The sequence below is a fragment of the Neorhizobium sp. T6_25 genome, from assembly GCF_002968555.1.
Lineage (GTDB): Bacteria > Pseudomonadota > Alphaproteobacteria > Rhizobiales > Rhizobiaceae > Neorhizobium.
Genome location: NZ_PVBL01000021.1, coordinates 57,777 through 72,462 on the forward strand (window position 1 = coordinate 57,777; position 14,686 = coordinate 72,462).

Genomic DNA, 14,686 nt, shown 5'->3' on the forward strand with positions numbered 1-14,686 from the left:
GGCGTTTAGCCCGATCGCCGGAGAAGCCCCATTTGCATGGTTTGCTGACGGTCGTCGTTCAACGGATAGGCCGTCAGTTACGGAGAGACGGAATTGAAAGCTGTAATTCTCGCCGGTGGGTTGGGAACCCGCATCTCTGAGGAGACGCATCTCAAGCCCAAGCCGATGATCGAAATCGGCGGGCGGCCGATCCTCTGGCACATCATGAAGCTCTACTCCGCCCATGGCGTGAACGAGTTCATCATCTGCTGCGGATACAAGGGCTACGTCATCAAGGAGTATTTCGCGAACTACTTCCTGCACATGTCGGATGTCACCTTCGACATGGCCTATAACGAAAAGCAGGTTCATCGCCGCAGCGCGGAGCCTTGGAAAGTCACGCTGATCGATACCGGCGAAGCGACGATGACCGGCGGTCGCCTGAAACGCGTCTCCGAATATCTGCGCAACGAGGAGAGCTTCTGCTTCACCTATGGCGACGGCTTGAGCGACGTGAATATCACCGAACTCGTCAAGTTCCATCGGTCGCACGGCAGGAATGCGACGGTTACCGCGGTGCATCCGCCCGGTCGCTACGGTGCGCTCGAACGTTCCGGCAACCAGGTCACCGGCTTCGTGGAAAAACCGCGCGGCGACGGCGGGATGATCAATGGCGGTTTCTTCGTGCTTTCGCCGAAATGCATCGATCTCATCGAGGGCGACAACATTCCGTGGGAGTCTGCGCCGATGGCGAACCTTGCCACGATGGGCGAATTGATGGCCTACGAGCACGAAGGTTTCTGGCAGCCGATGGACACGCTGCGGGAAAAGAACCTTCTCGAAGACCTCTGGGCCTCCGGAAAAGCGCCATGGAAAATCTGGCCGTGAGCGGCGGGGCTCGTCCGGACCGCAGTTTCTGGGCGGGTAAACGCGTTGTTCTGACAGGGCATACCGGCTTCAAGGGAGCGTGGCTTTCCATCTGGCTCGGACGCCTCGGCGCCGAGGTCACAGGCATTGCCCTGCCGCCCGAAACGCAGCCCAGCCTTTTTGCGCTTGCGCGGCCTGACCTCAAAGAAAGCCATTTCCAGGATATCCGCGACGCGGCCAGGCTTGCCGAACTGGTGCGCTCCGCCTCGCCCGAGATCGTGATGCATCTCGGCGCCCAGGCCCTGGTGCGCCCGAGCTACCAGGATCCGATCGGCACATTTGCGACCAACGTGCTCGGAACGGCCAACCTGCTCGAGGCGGTCCGTTCGGTTCCGTCGGCGCGCGTGATCGTCGCGATCACCACCGACAAGGTCTACCGCAATCTCGAACATGCCTTCCCTTACCGGGAGACGGACCATCTCGGCGGGCATGATCCCTACAGCGCCAGCAAAGCGGCGTCCGAGATCGTCATTGCGAGCTATCGCGATTCGTTTCTGCGCGAAAAAGGCGTGGCGGTCGCCAGCGCCCGGGCCGGCAATGTGATCGGCGGCGGCGACTGGTCGGCCGACCGTCTGCTGCCGGATGCGGTGCGCGCCTGGCAGTCCGGCAATACCCTCAGTGTCCGGCGGCCGGAGGCAAAGCGCCCCTGGCAGCACGTACTCGAACCGCTCTCGGCCTATCTCGTGCTTGCCGAACGGCTGTGGAGCGATCCCGCGATTGGGGACGCCTTCAATTTCGGCCCGATCAGCCACGAGGCCGCGCCGGTGCGTCAGGTGATCGACATCGCCCGCGCCTCCTTCGGCCGCGGCGAAGTGCAATATGGCGACGGCAGCGAAGGACCGCACGAAGCGGGCTGGCTTGCCTTGGAAACGGCCAAGGCGCGGCATATGCTCGACATCGAACCGCGCTGGTCGCTGGCGGAGGCTGTCGACCGGACGATGAAATGGTATCGTGCGCAGAATGACGGCGCCGACGCACGCGCCCTTTGCGAAGCCGAGATCGCCGAATACGAGGCACGCCGTTGAGCCGCTTCACCGTCACCGATCTGCCGCTTGCCGGCCTGAAGCTCGTCGAACGCCAGAACCTCGGTGATCCGCGCGGCTTCCTGTCGCGCATGTTCTGTGCCGACGAGCTGGCACCGGCAGGCTGGGCAAAGCCGATCGCCCAGATCAACCTGACGATGACGGCGCGGCAAGGCACCGTGCGGGGCATGCATTTCCAGCATCCGCCGCATGCGGAGATGAAACTGGTCAATTGCCTGCGCGGCGCGGTCTTCGATGTCGCGGTGGATCTCAGATCCGGTTCCCCGACCTTCCTGAAGTGGCATGCCCAGGAGCTTTCCGCGGAGAACCGCCGCTCGCTGCTGATCCCGGAAGGGTTCGCGCATGGCTTCCAGGCGCTGACCGACGACTGCGAACTCCTCTATTTCCATTCGATGCCCTACGCATCCGGTTCGGAAGGTGCGCTGAACGCGCAGGATTCGGTTCTCAACATAAGCTGGCCGCTGGAGCTCACCGAAATGTCGGATCGGGATCGCGGTCATTCCTTCCTGACATCACAATTCACGGGACTGACGCCATGAACTGCCGCCACTGCGGTACCGCACTCCGCTGCGATTTCCTGGACCTCGGCTTCGCGCCGCCGTCCAATGCGTATCTGACGGCCGAGGACCTCTCCAGGCCGGAAGTCTATTTTCCCTTGAGGCTGCAGGTCTGCGAAGAATGCTGGCTGGTTCAGACCGAGGACTATGCCTCGGCCGAATCGCTCTTCAGTGCCGAATATGCGTATTTCTCCAGCGCATCGACGAGCTGGCTCGCCCATGCAGCCCGTTATGTCGAGATGATCACCTCCCGTCTCGGCCTCGGCCGGGACAGCATGGTCATCGAGGTCGCCTCGAACGACGGTTATCTCCTGAAGAATTTCGTCAAGGCCGGCATTCCCTGCCTCGGCGTCGAGCCGACGGCGAGCACCGCCGAAGCCGCCGAGGCGCTCGGCATTCCGGTCCGCCGGGAGTTCTTTGGAGAAGCGCTCGGCAAGACCTTGGCCGGCGAAGGCAAGGCTGCCGATCTCATACTCGGCAACAATGTCTATGCCCATGTGCCCGATATCAACGATTTCACGCGCGGCCTGAAGGCGGTGCTGAAGGCCGGCGGCTCGGTGACGCTCGAATTTCCGCATGTGATGCGGCTCATCGAACACAACCAGTTCGATACGGTCTATCACGAGCACTTCTCCTATCTCTCCCTCTTCACGGTCGGGAAAATCTTCGAAGCGGCGGGCTTGCGCGTCTTCGACGTCGAGGAATTGCCGACCCATGGCGGCAGCCTGCGCGTCTATGGCTGCCATCAAGGCGATTCGCGGCAGACGACCGAAGCCGTTACCGCGCTGCTCGGCGAAGAACAGCGCCGCGGCCTTCAGACGCCGGCGATCTATGCCGACTTCCAGGCCAAGGCCGAAAAGGTCAAGAACGATGCGCTCGCCTTCCTGCTGGACGCAAAGCGCGAGGGCAAGACGGTGGCGGCCTATGGCGCCGCGGCCAAGGGCAACACGCTTCTGAATTTTGCCGGCGTCAAGCCGGACCTGCTGCCCTATGTCTGCGATGCCGCAGCCGCCAAGCAGAACAAGTTCATGCCGGGCAGCCATATCCCCATCCTGCATCCGGACGAGATCGTCGCGCGCCGGCCGGACTATGTGATGATCCTGCCCTGGAACATCGCGACCGAGGTCTGCCAGCAGCTGGCTTCGCTTGCCGATCAGGGCACCAGGTTCGTAACTGCCGTGCCGGAATTGAAGATCATATGACGCCACTCGTCCTGCTCACCGGGGGAACAGGTTTTGTCGGCCGGCAGGTGTTGCGGGCGCTGACCGAATCCGGTGCGCGCGTCCGGGTGATTTTACGCGAAGGATCGGCGGAAAGCCGGCTTGGCGATCTCTCGGCTGTCGAGAGCATCGTGCGGACGCCGGACCTGTTCCGCGAGCCGGTCGACTGGTGGGCCAAAACGCTCGAAGGCGTCGATACGGTCGCACATGTCGCGTGGTATGCCGAACCCGGCAAATATCTGCAGTCGCCGGAAAACATCGTCTGCCTCGAAGGCACGTTGCGGATGGCGCAGGGTGCAGCGCTTGCCGGCGTCAAACGGTTCGTTGGCGTGGGCACATGTTTCGAATACGACCTCTCGGCGGGCATGCTCGCCACCGACACGCCGCTTCGCCCGATCAGCCCCTATGCCGGCGCCAAGGCTGCGGTGTTTATGGCCCTGTCGCAGTGGCTGCCGCTGCACCGGATCAGCTTTGCCTGGTGCCGGCTCTTTTATCTTTTCGGCGAGGGCGAGGACGAGCGACGGCTGTTTCCCTACCTTCGCGCACAGCTCGCCGCCGGCAAACCGGTGGATTTGACCAGCGGCAACCAGATTCGCGACTTCCTGGACGTTCGGGAAGCAGGAAGGCAGATCGCCGATATCGGACTTGGCGACAGAACGGGAGCCACCAATATCTGTTCCGGAATTCCGGTCACGGTGCGGCAGATAGCCGAGCGGTTGGCCGACGAGTATGGTCGCCGCGATCTCCTGCGATTCGGCGTCCGTCCCGACAATCTGGTGGATCCTCCCTGCGTTGTGGGATTAACGAGGTGATGACATGACGACGAAAGATACCCTGCTGCTTTACGAACAGCCGCAGTTGCCGACCTTCCAGAACCGCGTTTATCCCACGGCAGCGGAAGCCAAAGGCTGCGCCAAGGGCGATATCCGCCTGGTGCAGGACATGAAGACGGGCCTCGTCTACAACGATGCGTTCGACCCGAAGCTCATGGACTACGACGGCAATTACAATAACGAACAGGGTGTCAGCCGGCACTTCCACCAGCATCTGGAAATGGTGGCTGGCATCGTCGAGCGAACGATGGGCCGTGAGAACCTGGTCGAGGTCGGCTGCGGCAAGGGCCTCTTCCTCGAAATGCTGCTTGAAAAAGGTTTCGACCTCACCGGCTTCGACCCTACCTACGAGGGCACGAACCCGCGCGTGAAGCGGCATTATTTCGAGGCCGGCGTCGACGTCCAAGGCGAGGGGTTGATCCTTCGCCACGTGCTGGAGCATATCCAGGACCCATATGATTTTCTCGTCGAGCTCTGCAAGGCGAACGGCGGCAAGGGCCGCATCTATATCGAAGTGCCCTGCTTCGACTGGATCATGGGACATCGCGCCTGGTTCGACGTGTTCTACGAGCACGTCAATTATTTCCGCCTGTCCGATTTTCATCGGATCTTCGGCAATGTCATCGAAAGCGGTCGGGTTTTCGGCGGACAGTACCTTTATGTGGTGGCCGAGCTGGACTCGTTGCGGCCGCCGGTGCGTGAAGAAACCGATCGCGTCGCGTTTCCCGCCGACTTCACCCGCACGCTGGGCGACCGAATTGCCGCCGGCGACAGTTCGGCGATCTGGGGTGGCGCATCCAAAGGCGTGACTTTCTCCTTGCTGAAATCCCGCCAGGGGCAGCCGGTCGACATGGTCATCGACATCAATCCCGCCAAGCAGGGCAAATTCCTGCCGGCAACCGGCCTGATGGTGCAATCGCCGGAGCACGCACTGGCGAAACTTCCCCACGGCTCGACCATCTACGTCATGAACTCCAATTATCTCGAGGAAATTCGAATGCTGTCTCACAACGCTTACACCTATGTGGGGATCGACAATGAGTGATTTCACCAAGGAAGTTGAAGCCCGCGTCGCGGCTGTCCCTGGAAACAAGGAGCTGAACGACAGCGCCGCGCAGTTCATGCGCACGTCGATCGCCTCGCAATATTCCTACAACTATTTCTGGCTCGGCCGACCGATCATCCAGTATCCGCAGGACATGGTCGCCATGCAGGAGCTGATCTGGACGGTAAAGCCCGACCTGATCATCGAAACCGGCATCGCCCACGGCGGCTCCCTTATCCTCAGCGCCTCGATGCTGGCCTTGCTGGAACTGTCGGAAGCCGCGGAAAAGGGCGAGGTCGTCGATCCGGCCAAGCCGAAGCGCAAGGTTCTCGGCATCGACATCGACATCCGCCCCCATAACAAAGCTGCGATCGAAGCCCATCCGATGGCGTCGCGGATCGAAATGATCCAGGGCTCCAGCATCGCGCCCGAGATCATGGACCAGGTCCGCAAGGTCGCTGCCGGTTATTCGCGTATCCTGATCAGCCTCGACAGCAACCACACGCACGAGCACGTTCTCGAGGAACTCAAGCTCTATGCCCCGCTCACCAGCGTCGGCAGCTATTGCGTCGTCTTCGACACCGTCGTCGAGGATCTGCCGAAGGAACTGGCCGGCGATCGTCCGTGGGGACCGGGCGACAATCCGAAAACGGCCGTCTTCGAATATCTGAAGACCCATCCGGAATTCGAGATCGACAAGTCGGTCGAGAACAAGCTGCTGATCACCGTCGCCCCGGACGGCTTCCTGAAGCGCCTGCGCTGAACGAACAGCCCCGCCTGCCGGCAAAACCGGAAGGCGGGTCGCGACTGGACAGAGATCCGAGCAAACAAAAAAGCGGCCATTTGGGCCGCTTTTTTCGTGCATTGTCTTTGAACCCCGCCGCTACTCGATCACGAAGGAGCGGAACATCACCTTGGCGACCTTGCCCTGCGAGCGAAGATCGACGCGTTCCTTGATATCGTCCTTGAGATACTGGAAGCCCCGCGGACCCTCGATCTGCTGCAGCGAAACGGTGCGCATATAAGCGAGGATATCCTGGTGGATATTTTCCGCGAGTGCCAGTTCCGGCGGGCCCGTGAACGCAAGCGCGACTTCGAGCCGGATCCAGTTTTCGGATGGATAGGCGAGATTGGTGGTGATCGGCTCGAGGAGAACGACGCCGTTGGCCGCGGTGGAAATATGGGGAAGCCCCTCTTCCTTCTCGCCGGCCTTGCCGTGTTCGCCGCCGGCTGCCGCCGTCTCGTGCTTCTGCGCGGCGTTCGGATCCTTCGGCGCGATCATGCCGCCGACGACCCAGCCGCCACCGGCGCCGATCACGGTCAGGATCGCGACGCCCGCGATGACCATGATGGTGCCGTTCTTCTTTTTCTTAGCGTCGGCCGCCTGTGCTTCATCCGCCATGGTCTTCAAACCTTCACATCAAGAGATCTTCGCCCAGGTCCATCAGAAGGGCGAGAACATATCGACGACCTGCTGACCGACCGGCGGCTGCTGGACTTCCGTCAGGCGGCCGCGGCCACCGTAGGAGATGCGGGCCTCGGCGATCTTGTCATAGGAGATCATATTGGTGGAATCGACATCCTGCGGCCGGACGATACCGGCAACGTTCAGAATGCGGATTTCGTGGTTGACGCGCACTTCCTGCGATCCGCTGATCAGGAGATTGCCGTTTTCGAGAATGCCGGTCACGACGGCAGCCACGAGCAGCTTCAGGCTTTCGGCACGCTTGGTCGTTCCCTTGCCCTGCGAATCCGTGCTCGAATCGGTACCGAGATCGCCGGTCGTACCCGCTTTCGGAGTCCAGCCGAACAGGTTGCTGAGGTTGGCACCCCAGGTCAGGCTGGTCGAATTCGTGCGATTGCGTTCCGTCTCGTTGTCGAAGGATGCCTTGTCGTTGATCTTGATATCGACCGTCAGGATGTCGCCGACATTCAAAGCGCGCGAATCCTTGAAAAGCGCAGCCTGATTGTCGCTCCAGAGCGAATAGCCGCTGGCCATCTGCCGCGGCTGCTTCGGATAGGACGACATCTGCGGCGCCTGCGCATATTGCAGGCCGCTGCCGATCGGGCTCATGGCCGGCGCATTGCCGATCTCCTTGATCGTCTGGCTCGAACAACCAGCCAGGAACAGAACGGCCATGATGGCGGGAATGCGTTTCGTCATGAGGGCACTTTCGGAACATTGGGAGCGCGTGCTTTCGACGTGTTGGGGTCGGAAGCGCTTGAGATGATCGTGGAGATCATGCCCGCCTTCTGCGGGTCCATTTCCGCGAGGAAAAGGGCCGACTGGCGGGCCGGAAGCTGCATGATGATCGCGGCTGCGACCTCCATGTTCATTTCTCCGAGCTGCGGCGCTGCCGCATCCGGTTTCATGGTCTTGAAGATGTCGACCAGGCCGGCCTGGGCCCGCGCCAGGAAGTCGTTGCGGCGCTTCAGCCAGTCCTGGTATTCGGCGGTACGATCCTGGAGTGCCTTGATGCGGTCGTCGACCTCGGCCTGCAGCTTTTCAAGCTCCTGCTTCTGCAGGAGATAACGCTGATCGCGCGCGGCGTCGGCGATGTTGGTGCAGAATTTCTGGATCTCGTCGCTGGTCGACGCTTCGGTGACCGGCGCCGGCTGCTGTGCTCCGACCTGGGAAACCAGCATCAGGACAGCGGCAGCGGCGAGGACGCGGCGCGCCAGCGTCTTGGATACGGAAATGGTGAATAGCGTCTCGGTCATTGCAGGACGAGCTCCGCTTGAAGGGCGCCGGCGGACTTGATGCCTTGCAGGATGGCGATAATGCCGTCCGGCTTGACGCCGATGCTGTTGAGACCGGCGACCAAGGTCCGCAGATCCGGACCGTTGAGGAGCGCGACCTGGCCGCCGTCCTTCATCGCCATGATATCCGTCTGGGGCTGAACCGCCGTCTCGCCACGCGAGAAAGGTTCGGGCTGGATCACCTGCGGGGTCTCCGTGACCTGCACCGTCAGCGTCCCGTAGCTCACGGCAACGCGCGAGATCTTCACATCCGCGCCGATGACGATCGTGCCGGTTCGTTCATTGACGACGACCTTGGCCGGCGTATCGGTTTCGACCACGAGGTTCTCGATCTCGGCCATCAGCCGCGTCAGGTCGGCGGACTTTGGCTTTTGAACGATCACTTCCTGGCTGTCGCGCGGTTCTGCGATCGGACCGCCGTACCGGCGGGCCGCGAAGCTGTTGACGATGTCGGAGACGCGCACCGCCGTCGAGAAATCCGGGTTGCGGAGCTGCAGGACGAGGTTCACCGAGTCCTTGAACTTCGACGGCAATTCGCGCTCGACGATCGCGCCGTTCGGGACGCGGCCTGCCGTCGTCACACCTTCGGTCAATGTGGCCGCCTGGCCCTGAGCCGAGAAGCCGGACACGACCAGCGCCCCCTGGGCCACGGCATAGATCTGGCCGTCGGCGCCGGAAAGCGATGTCATGACCAGCGTGCCGCCGCGCAGAGAGGTCGCGTCGCCGAGCGAGCTGACCGTGACGTCGATGCGGCTGCCGGGGCTTGCAAAGGGAGGCAGGTTGGCCGTGACCATGACGGCCGCGACGTTCTTGGCGTTGGACTGGCTGCCCTGGGTCGAAATGCCGAGGTTCTGCAGCATCGCCTTCATCGACTGGTCGGTGAAGGGAGACGAGCGCAGGCTGTCGCCCGAGCCCTGAAGACCGACGACGAGGCCGTAGCCGATCAGCTGGTTGTCGCGGCCGGCCTGCAGGGATGCGATGTCCTTGATACGGGCGGTGACGACATAGGGACCGTCGGCGGACGCCGGGGCGCCGCCCAGGAGGGAGCCGATCACGGCAAGCGTGAGGAAGAGACGGGTTCTCATTTCGCCATCACCTGGATCGTCCCATCGGCCATGACGGTACCGCTGACCGTGACACCCGAATCGATGTTGCGCACACGAATGACATCCCCGACAGCCGCGTTCTCAAGCGGCGCGCCGGAGGCCGAAATCGTCATGGCGCCAATGGTGAAGGTCAGGCGGACCGACTTGCCGCGAGTGACCGCGAAGGCTTCGCGAAGTGCCGAAACCGGAACGGTGCGCCCAGCCAGCAGCGTGCGCTTTGCCACCATGCCCACGACCTCCTCGGTCCTGCGGGCATAGTCGCCGCCCAGATTCGGATTGGTGACCTGCACCTCCTCGACCCTGCCCTCGGTGATCTCTTCGCCGGGATAAATGGTCTGGACCGGCACAACGGCCGTCCCCATACCGGCGAGGACCGGCGAGCCGGTTGCGGCAAGAAGAGCTGTCAGGAGCCGCAAGCCAAGCCTGGCGCCAATCGCATTTTTCCGGCGAAACTTCATGTCTGCCCGTCTCCTGGTTATTATTTCAGGTTCTTGCTGACGATCGTAGCCATCTCATCGGCGGTGGTGATGACCTTGGAGTTCATTTCGTAGGCGCGCTGCGCGGAGATCAGATCGGTGATCTCCCGGACGGCATCGACGTTCGAACTCTCCAGATAACCCTGCTTCAGGTAACCGAAGCCCGGATCTTCCGGTGCGGCAACGATCGGTTCGCCGGATGCGGCGGTCTGCGCAAACAGGTTGTCGCCGAGCGGCTGAAGGCCGGCCTCGTTGACGAAGTTGGCGGTGGTGAGCTGGCCGATCTCGGTGAAATCCGGGGAATTGCCGATGCGGACCATGACCTGACCCGTACGGGTGATCTTGGTTTCGCTGACGTCTGCCGGGAAAGTGATGTTCGGCACGACCGCATAACCGTCGATCGTGACCAGCTGGCCGTCGGCGTTCTTGTTGAAGGCGCCGGCACGGCTGTAGAGCGTCTGGCCGTCCGGGGTCTGGATCTGATACCAGCCGCGGCCGACGATCGCCACGTCGAGATCGTTCTCGGTGTGGGTCAGTTCACCCTGGGTGTGGATGTTGCGGACAGCCGAGGTCTGCACGCCGAGACCGATGTTCGCGCCTTCCGGCACGATCGCCTGGTTGGCGCGGTTCGGCACGCCCTGGGCGCGCTCGCTTTGATAGAGAAGATCGGAAAACTCGGCGCGGGCGCGCTTGTAACCGGTCGTGTTGATGTTCGCGATATTGTTCGCGATGACTTCGAGATTGGTCTGTTGGGCATCCATGCCCGTTGCTGCGACGGAAAGCGCTCTCATGTCTTCGTCCTCAAACTCTAGATCTGCATTTTCGTGACTTCGAGATAGGCGGAGACGATCTTGTCGCGCAGCGCCATGGCGGTCTGGAGCGACTGCTGCGCTTCAAGAACCGCATCTACGACTTCACGGGTATTGGCCTTGCCCTGGATGGCCTTGAAGGACATCGATTCCGCGCCCTTCAGGCTGTTCACCGTGTCCGTCGCCATGTTGGCCATGATGCTGCCGAAATCCATGCCGGTATTCTGGCCGGGCGTCGTCGCGATGCCGCCGGCGAGCGTGGAGCTGCTTGCGGAACCGACCTCGTCGAGGCCGTTGGTCAGCGAGAGAGAGCTAAGGTTTTGAATCTTGTCGATCATTGTCCGGCCTTCAGAAGGTCAATCGTCGCTGCGATCAGTTCGCGCGTCTGCTTGATGGTCTGGATGTTTGCGTCATAGGAACGATTGGCTTCGCGCATGTCGCCCATCTCGATCAGCATGTTGACGTTGGGCAGCTTGACCATGCCCTTGGCATCGGCGGCCGGGTGGTCCGGATCATATTCCTCGATGAACTTGGAGCTGTCGTTGCCGAGCTTCTTGATCTCGACCACGTCCACGCCGCTTGCCTTGTCCAACTCCGAGCCGAAGGTGATCGTCTTGCGGCGGTAAGGGTCGGCACCGGGCGTGTCGCCGGTGGAGCGGGCGTTGGCGATGTTTTCGGAAACGATGCGCAGACGTGTCGACTGCGCCTCCATTCCCGATCCAGCGATCTTCAGGGAGGCTGAAAGCGGATCCATTTGCTTACCTCTTAACTAACGTCAGCATCATGCTGTGAAACGATTTCACTAGTCCTGTGCTCAATTCGTATTGGCGTTTGATTTCACCCGTCTTCGTCAGCTCATCGGCCAGCGAGACGGTATTTCCGGATTCCTGGACGCCGATTTCCTCGTTCAGTTCCGATGCCTTGATGTCGATCTCATCGCTGAGGTCGTTGCTGGCGAAATGACCCGGATTGGTGCGGGCCATCGGAACATGCGTGCGGTCCAGCACCGAATCAAAAGGCGTGATGTCCTTCGCCTTGAACTTCGGCGTGTTGGCATTCGCGATGTTGCCCGCAACAACTTCCTGGCGCACCGAAAGCCAATCGGCCTGACGGGATGCCATTTCGAACAATTGAATCGGTTGCATAGGCTTGTCTCCATCTTCTGTCCGGAAACTATGCCAGTAACCTTGCGTCGGACTTACGGGCGAGCGTTCCCGCCCGTGTCCTGATAAACTTCTCCGCTGGAAGTAATGATCACCCACTTGCCGCCACGTTGTTCGAGCGTGGCGAGCTTGCTGTTGTCGGGCAGAACCGAGCCGACCCGGACCATGTACATGCCGGAGCCGTCCTCGATGAGCGCGCGGCCGTTGGCGACATGAAGCAGCCGGAAATTGCCGCGGCCCGGAAAGGGCTGCTCTTCCTGCAGATTGCCGTCCTTGCGCATTTCGCCGAGGGACGACGTGGTGGCCGTGGTCAACGCGTCCATCGGCTCGACAGGCTTCGGCCAATCGTCCTTGGTACTGTCGGTCATGGCGAGAGGCGACACGGTAACGACCGAGCGGGCGGCGCCCGGTGGCAGATCGCGCGTGCGGCCGAGCGCTTCCGTCCGGATGCCGAACTTGTCGGCATTCAGGAAGACGTACCAGGGAAAGAAGGCGGAGGCTGCGGCGAGCGTGATGCCCGTCGCGACCAGGATCTTGTCGCCCAATCGCGAGCGAGCCTCTTCCGATTGAGCTGCCGCTTCCTGGTTGTTCTTTTCGCTCATCGAATAATCACCTTCTGGCTATGGCCGACTGCGGATTGCCCTGCCCTGCCGCCGCACGCAGCGCATTGGCCAGATCCGCATAAGCGTCGAGCGCCGGCTTTTCTCCCGGCGTCTGCTTCAAGACTTCATAGATGACCGGCACCTGCTTGATCGCCATGTCGAGATCCGGATCACTGCCGGCGCGATAACCGCCGATCAGGCGCAGGTCGCGGGTTTCCTCGTAGCGGTGCACCAGCGATTTCAGGCGCGACACCAGCTTTTCCTGATCCTCGGTCCAGGCCTTGCGGGCAAGACGCGAGATCGAGGAGAGCGGGTTGATCGGCGGATAGCGACCTTCCTCGGCAAGCGAACGCTCGAGAACGATGTGACCGTCGAGAATGCCGCGGGTCGAGTCGGCGATCGGGTCGTTGTGGTTGTCGCCATCGACGAGGATCGAGATGATCGCGGTGATCGTACCCGTTCCTTCGACACCCGGGCCGGCGCGTTCAAGCAGGCGCGGCAGCTCGGTGAAGACCGACGCCGGATAACCGCGAGCGATCGGCGGTTCGCCGGCCGCAACGGCGACTTCGCGGATCGCGTGGGCAAAACGGGTGACGCTGTCGGCGATGAATAGGACGTTGTCGCCTTGGTCGCGGAAATGTTCGGCGATGGTGATCGCCACCAGCGGGGCCATCTTGCGCAGCATCGGGCTTTCGTCGCTGGTCGCAACGACGGCGATCGATTTCGACATGTGCTCGCCGAGCGTATCCTCGATGAATTCGCGCACTTCGCGGCCGCGCTCGCCGACCAGCGCGATCACCACCTTGTCGAAGGAGTCGGCTCTGGCGAGCATCGAGAGAAGCGTCGACTTGCCGACACCCGAGCCGGCGAAAATGCCAAGACGCTGGCCGAGGCAGAGCGGCGAGAAGATATCGATCGCCCTGACCCCGGTCCTGAAACCCTTTTCGACGCGGCTGCGCGTCATCGAAGGCAGAGCGGTATTGGCGATCGAACGCGGATGAAGACCGCGCCCGACCGGACCCTTGCCGTCGATCGGTTCTCCGAGCGAATTGATCGTGCGTCCACACCAGCTATTGTCCGGCGCGACACGGAAGGCGCCCTTGCGGATTACCGTGTCGCCGATACCGATCGGCTCGCCGGGTTCGATCGGGCAGACGTAGATGATGTCCGGCTCCACGCGGACCACTTCGCCGAGATGGATGCCGGTCGCGCTGCGATGGGCGACGAATTCGCCAAGCCGCACGTGTTTCGACAAGCCCGCGACGGTGTAATGTCCTGCAGCGATGGTCCTGACATGACCACCGTGGGCGACCGAGAAGGCCGGATCGGAATAACGTGCCGAAAGGCCGGCAAGCTGGGCCAGCTTGCCGCCGTTGACTGCATCGAGGATAGCCGCTTCCATCATGGTGGGCCCTCTTTCCTATCGTTTAAGCGTTGGAGCCGCCGAGTGTCTTGATCGCATCGTCCAGCGAGGTCTCGCTGTCGCGCATCAGCGACGAGATGCTTTCGAAAGCGCGATTGACCTGGATCAGCTGGGTCATTTCGCGGATGCCGTTGACGTTCGCCCCTTCGAGGTAACCCTGAACGACGGAGTTATCGATGCCCTCGAGCACCGGCTGCGGGGTATCGACGGTGATGACGCCGGAGTTGTCGTGGCGGACGAAGCCCTTCGTGACGTCAGCGGTAAACAGACCAAGGCTGGCGACCGGCTGCTCGTTCTGCCGGATGATGCCGTCGGAGCCGACAGTCGGAGGGCCGCCGTCGCGGTTGAGCTGGATCGGGGCACCACCGGCATCGAGAACCGCATAACCGCGGATCGAACGGAGCTGGCCGAGCTCATCCATCGTGAAACGGCCGTCGCGGGTCAGCACCTGGCCAGCCGGCGTATCGATCGCAAACCAGGCATTGCCCTTGATCGCGAAATCGAGCGGGTTGCCCGTGCGCTGCATTTCGCCGGTCCGGGTCGACAGATAGTCGTTGCCTTGGGTGACGAACGCGACCTTTGCACCGATATCGTTCTGGGTCTTGCTCAAGACCTCGTCGAACTTGACCTCCGTGGAACGGAAGCCGACGGTGTTCATGTTGGCCATATTGTCGGCGATCGTGTTCAAGCGACGCTCGAGCGCGATCTGGGAAGAGATGCCGACGTAAAGTCCGGACTGCATA

Annotated in this window: 19 protein-coding genes; 7 read left to right on the forward strand and 12 right to left on the reverse strand. The window is 61.9% G+C overall.

Annotated features, from left to right (window positions below):
• Window positions 1-93: 93 nt before the first annotated feature.
• Genes rfbF through C5L10_RS23660 form a run of 7 tightly spaced genes read left to right on the forward strand, consistent with a single transcriptional unit; the run spans window position 94 to window position 6,367 of the window.
• The gene (rfbF, locus tag C5L10_RS23630) at window positions 94-867 is read left to right on the forward strand and encodes a glucose-1-phosphate cytidylyltransferase (protein ID WP_037087070.1); all 774 of its coding nucleotides are present in this window, start codon (window positions 94-96) and stop codon (window positions 865-867) included.
• Complete coding sequence (rfbG, locus tag C5L10_RS23635) at window positions 849-1,931, forward strand: CDP-glucose 4,6-dehydratase (protein WP_105431665.1); 1,083 nt, start codon at window positions 849-851, stop codon at window positions 1,929-1,931. The genes rfbF and rfbG overlap by 19 nt, the downstream gene beginning before the upstream one ends.
• Window positions 1,928-2,488, forward strand: coding sequence for a dTDP-4-dehydrorhamnose 3,5-epimerase family protein (locus C5L10_RS23640; protein WP_105431666.1), 561 nt, complete (start codon window positions 1,928-1,930; stop codon window positions 2,486-2,488). Before rfbG ends, C5L10_RS23640 begins: the two co-directional genes overlap by 4 nt.
• Window positions 2,485-3,708, forward strand: coding sequence for a class I SAM-dependent methyltransferase (locus tag C5L10_RS23645; protein ID WP_105431667.1), 1,224 nt, complete (start codon window positions 2,485-2,487; stop codon window positions 3,706-3,708). The genes C5L10_RS23640 and C5L10_RS23645 overlap by 4 nt, the downstream gene beginning before the upstream one ends.
• Complete coding sequence (locus tag C5L10_RS23650) at window positions 3,705-4,538, forward strand: NAD(P)-dependent oxidoreductase (protein WP_105431668.1); 834 nt, start codon at window positions 3,705-3,707, stop codon at window positions 4,536-4,538. The genes C5L10_RS23645 and C5L10_RS23650 overlap by 4 nt, the downstream gene beginning before the upstream one ends.
• 4 nt (window positions 4,539-4,542) lie before the next feature.
• Complete coding sequence (locus tag C5L10_RS23655; RefSeq protein ID WP_105431669.1) at window positions 4,543-5,604, forward strand: class I SAM-dependent methyltransferase; 1,062 nt, start codon at window positions 4,543-4,545, stop codon at window positions 5,602-5,604.
• Window positions 5,597-6,367, forward strand: coding sequence for a cephalosporin hydroxylase family protein (locus C5L10_RS23660; RefSeq protein WP_105431670.1), 771 nt, complete (start codon window positions 5,597-5,599; stop codon window positions 6,365-6,367). The genes C5L10_RS23655 and C5L10_RS23660 overlap by 8 nt, the downstream gene beginning before the upstream one ends.
• 120 nt (window positions 6,368-6,487) lie before the next feature.
• Here C5L10_RS23660 and C5L10_RS23665 read toward each other — a convergent pair whose 3' ends face one another.
• Genes C5L10_RS23665 through flgF form a run of 12 tightly spaced genes read right to left on the reverse strand, consistent with a single transcriptional unit; the run spans window position 6,488 to window position 14,685 of the window.
• Window positions 6,488-7,006: a flagellar basal body-associated FliL family protein gene (locus C5L10_RS23665; protein ID WP_105431671.1), complete on the reverse strand. Its 519-nt coding sequence runs from the start codon at window positions 7,004-7,006 to the stop codon at window positions 6,488-6,490.
• A 42-nt stretch (window positions 7,007-7,048) separates the two neighbouring features.
• A complete protein-coding gene (gene flgH, locus C5L10_RS23670; protein WP_037087079.1) occupies window positions 7,049-7,768 on the reverse strand; it encodes a flagellar basal body L-ring protein FlgH in 720 nt (239 codons plus the stop codon).
• Window positions 7,765-8,325 (reverse strand): MotE family protein, encoded by a 561-nt coding sequence (locus C5L10_RS23675; RefSeq protein WP_046664763.1) that lies wholly within the window; start codon window positions 8,323-8,325, stop codon window positions 7,765-7,767. The genes flgH and C5L10_RS23675 overlap by 4 nt, the downstream gene beginning before the upstream one ends.
• The gene (locus tag C5L10_RS23680) at window positions 8,322-9,449 is read right to left on the reverse strand and encodes a flagellar basal body P-ring protein FlgI (protein ID WP_105431672.1); all 1,128 of its coding nucleotides are present in this window, start codon (window positions 9,447-9,449) and stop codon (window positions 8,322-8,324) included. The genes C5L10_RS23675 and C5L10_RS23680 overlap by 4 nt, the downstream gene beginning before the upstream one ends.
• The gene (gene flgA / locus C5L10_RS23685) at window positions 9,446-9,928 is read right to left on the reverse strand and encodes a flagellar basal body P-ring formation chaperone FlgA (protein WP_052751612.1); all 483 of its coding nucleotides are present in this window, start codon (window positions 9,926-9,928) and stop codon (window positions 9,446-9,448) included. Before flgA ends, C5L10_RS23680 begins: the two co-directional genes overlap by 4 nt.
• A 20-nt stretch (window positions 9,929-9,948) precedes the next feature.
• Entirely contained in the window at window positions 9,949-10,737 is a 789-nt protein-coding gene (flgG, locus tag C5L10_RS23690; RefSeq protein ID WP_037087082.1) for a flagellar basal-body rod protein FlgG, read from the reverse strand.
• Window positions 10,738-10,754: 17 nt separating this feature from the next.
• Window positions 10,755-11,093, reverse strand: a complete 339-nt coding sequence (locus C5L10_RS23695; protein WP_105431673.1) for a flagellar hook-basal body complex protein FliE — start codon at window positions 11,091-11,093, stop codon at window positions 10,755-10,757.
• The gene (gene flgC / locus C5L10_RS23700) at window positions 11,090-11,509 is read right to left on the reverse strand and encodes a flagellar basal body rod protein FlgC (RefSeq protein ID WP_105431674.1); all 420 of its coding nucleotides are present in this window, start codon (window positions 11,507-11,509) and stop codon (window positions 11,090-11,092) included. Before flgC ends, C5L10_RS23695 begins: the two co-directional genes overlap by 4 nt.
• Before the next feature lie 4 nt (window positions 11,510-11,513).
• Window positions 11,514-11,900 carry a flagellar basal body rod protein FlgB gene (gene flgB / locus C5L10_RS23705; RefSeq protein WP_105404079.1) on the reverse strand — a complete coding sequence of 129 codons (387 nt, stop codon included), beginning with the start codon at window positions 11,898-11,900 and terminating at the stop codon, window positions 11,514-11,516.
• 53 nt (window positions 11,901-11,953) lie between these two features.
• Window positions 11,954-12,520 (reverse strand): flagellar protein, encoded by a 567-nt coding sequence (locus C5L10_RS23710; RefSeq protein WP_105431675.1) that lies wholly within the window; start codon window positions 12,518-12,520, stop codon window positions 11,954-11,956.
• A 7-nt stretch (window positions 12,521-12,527) separates the two neighbouring features.
• Window positions 12,528-13,925 carry a flagellar protein export ATPase FliI gene (gene fliI / locus C5L10_RS23715; protein ID WP_105431676.1) on the reverse strand — a complete coding sequence of 466 codons (1,398 nt, stop codon included), beginning with the start codon at window positions 13,923-13,925 and terminating at the stop codon, window positions 12,528-12,530.
• Window positions 13,926-13,947: 22 nt separating this feature from the next.
• A complete protein-coding gene (flgF, locus tag C5L10_RS23720; protein ID WP_046628180.1) occupies window positions 13,948-14,685 on the reverse strand; it encodes a flagellar basal-body rod protein FlgF in 738 nt (245 codons plus the stop codon).
• Window position 14,686 lies beyond the last annotated feature (1 nt).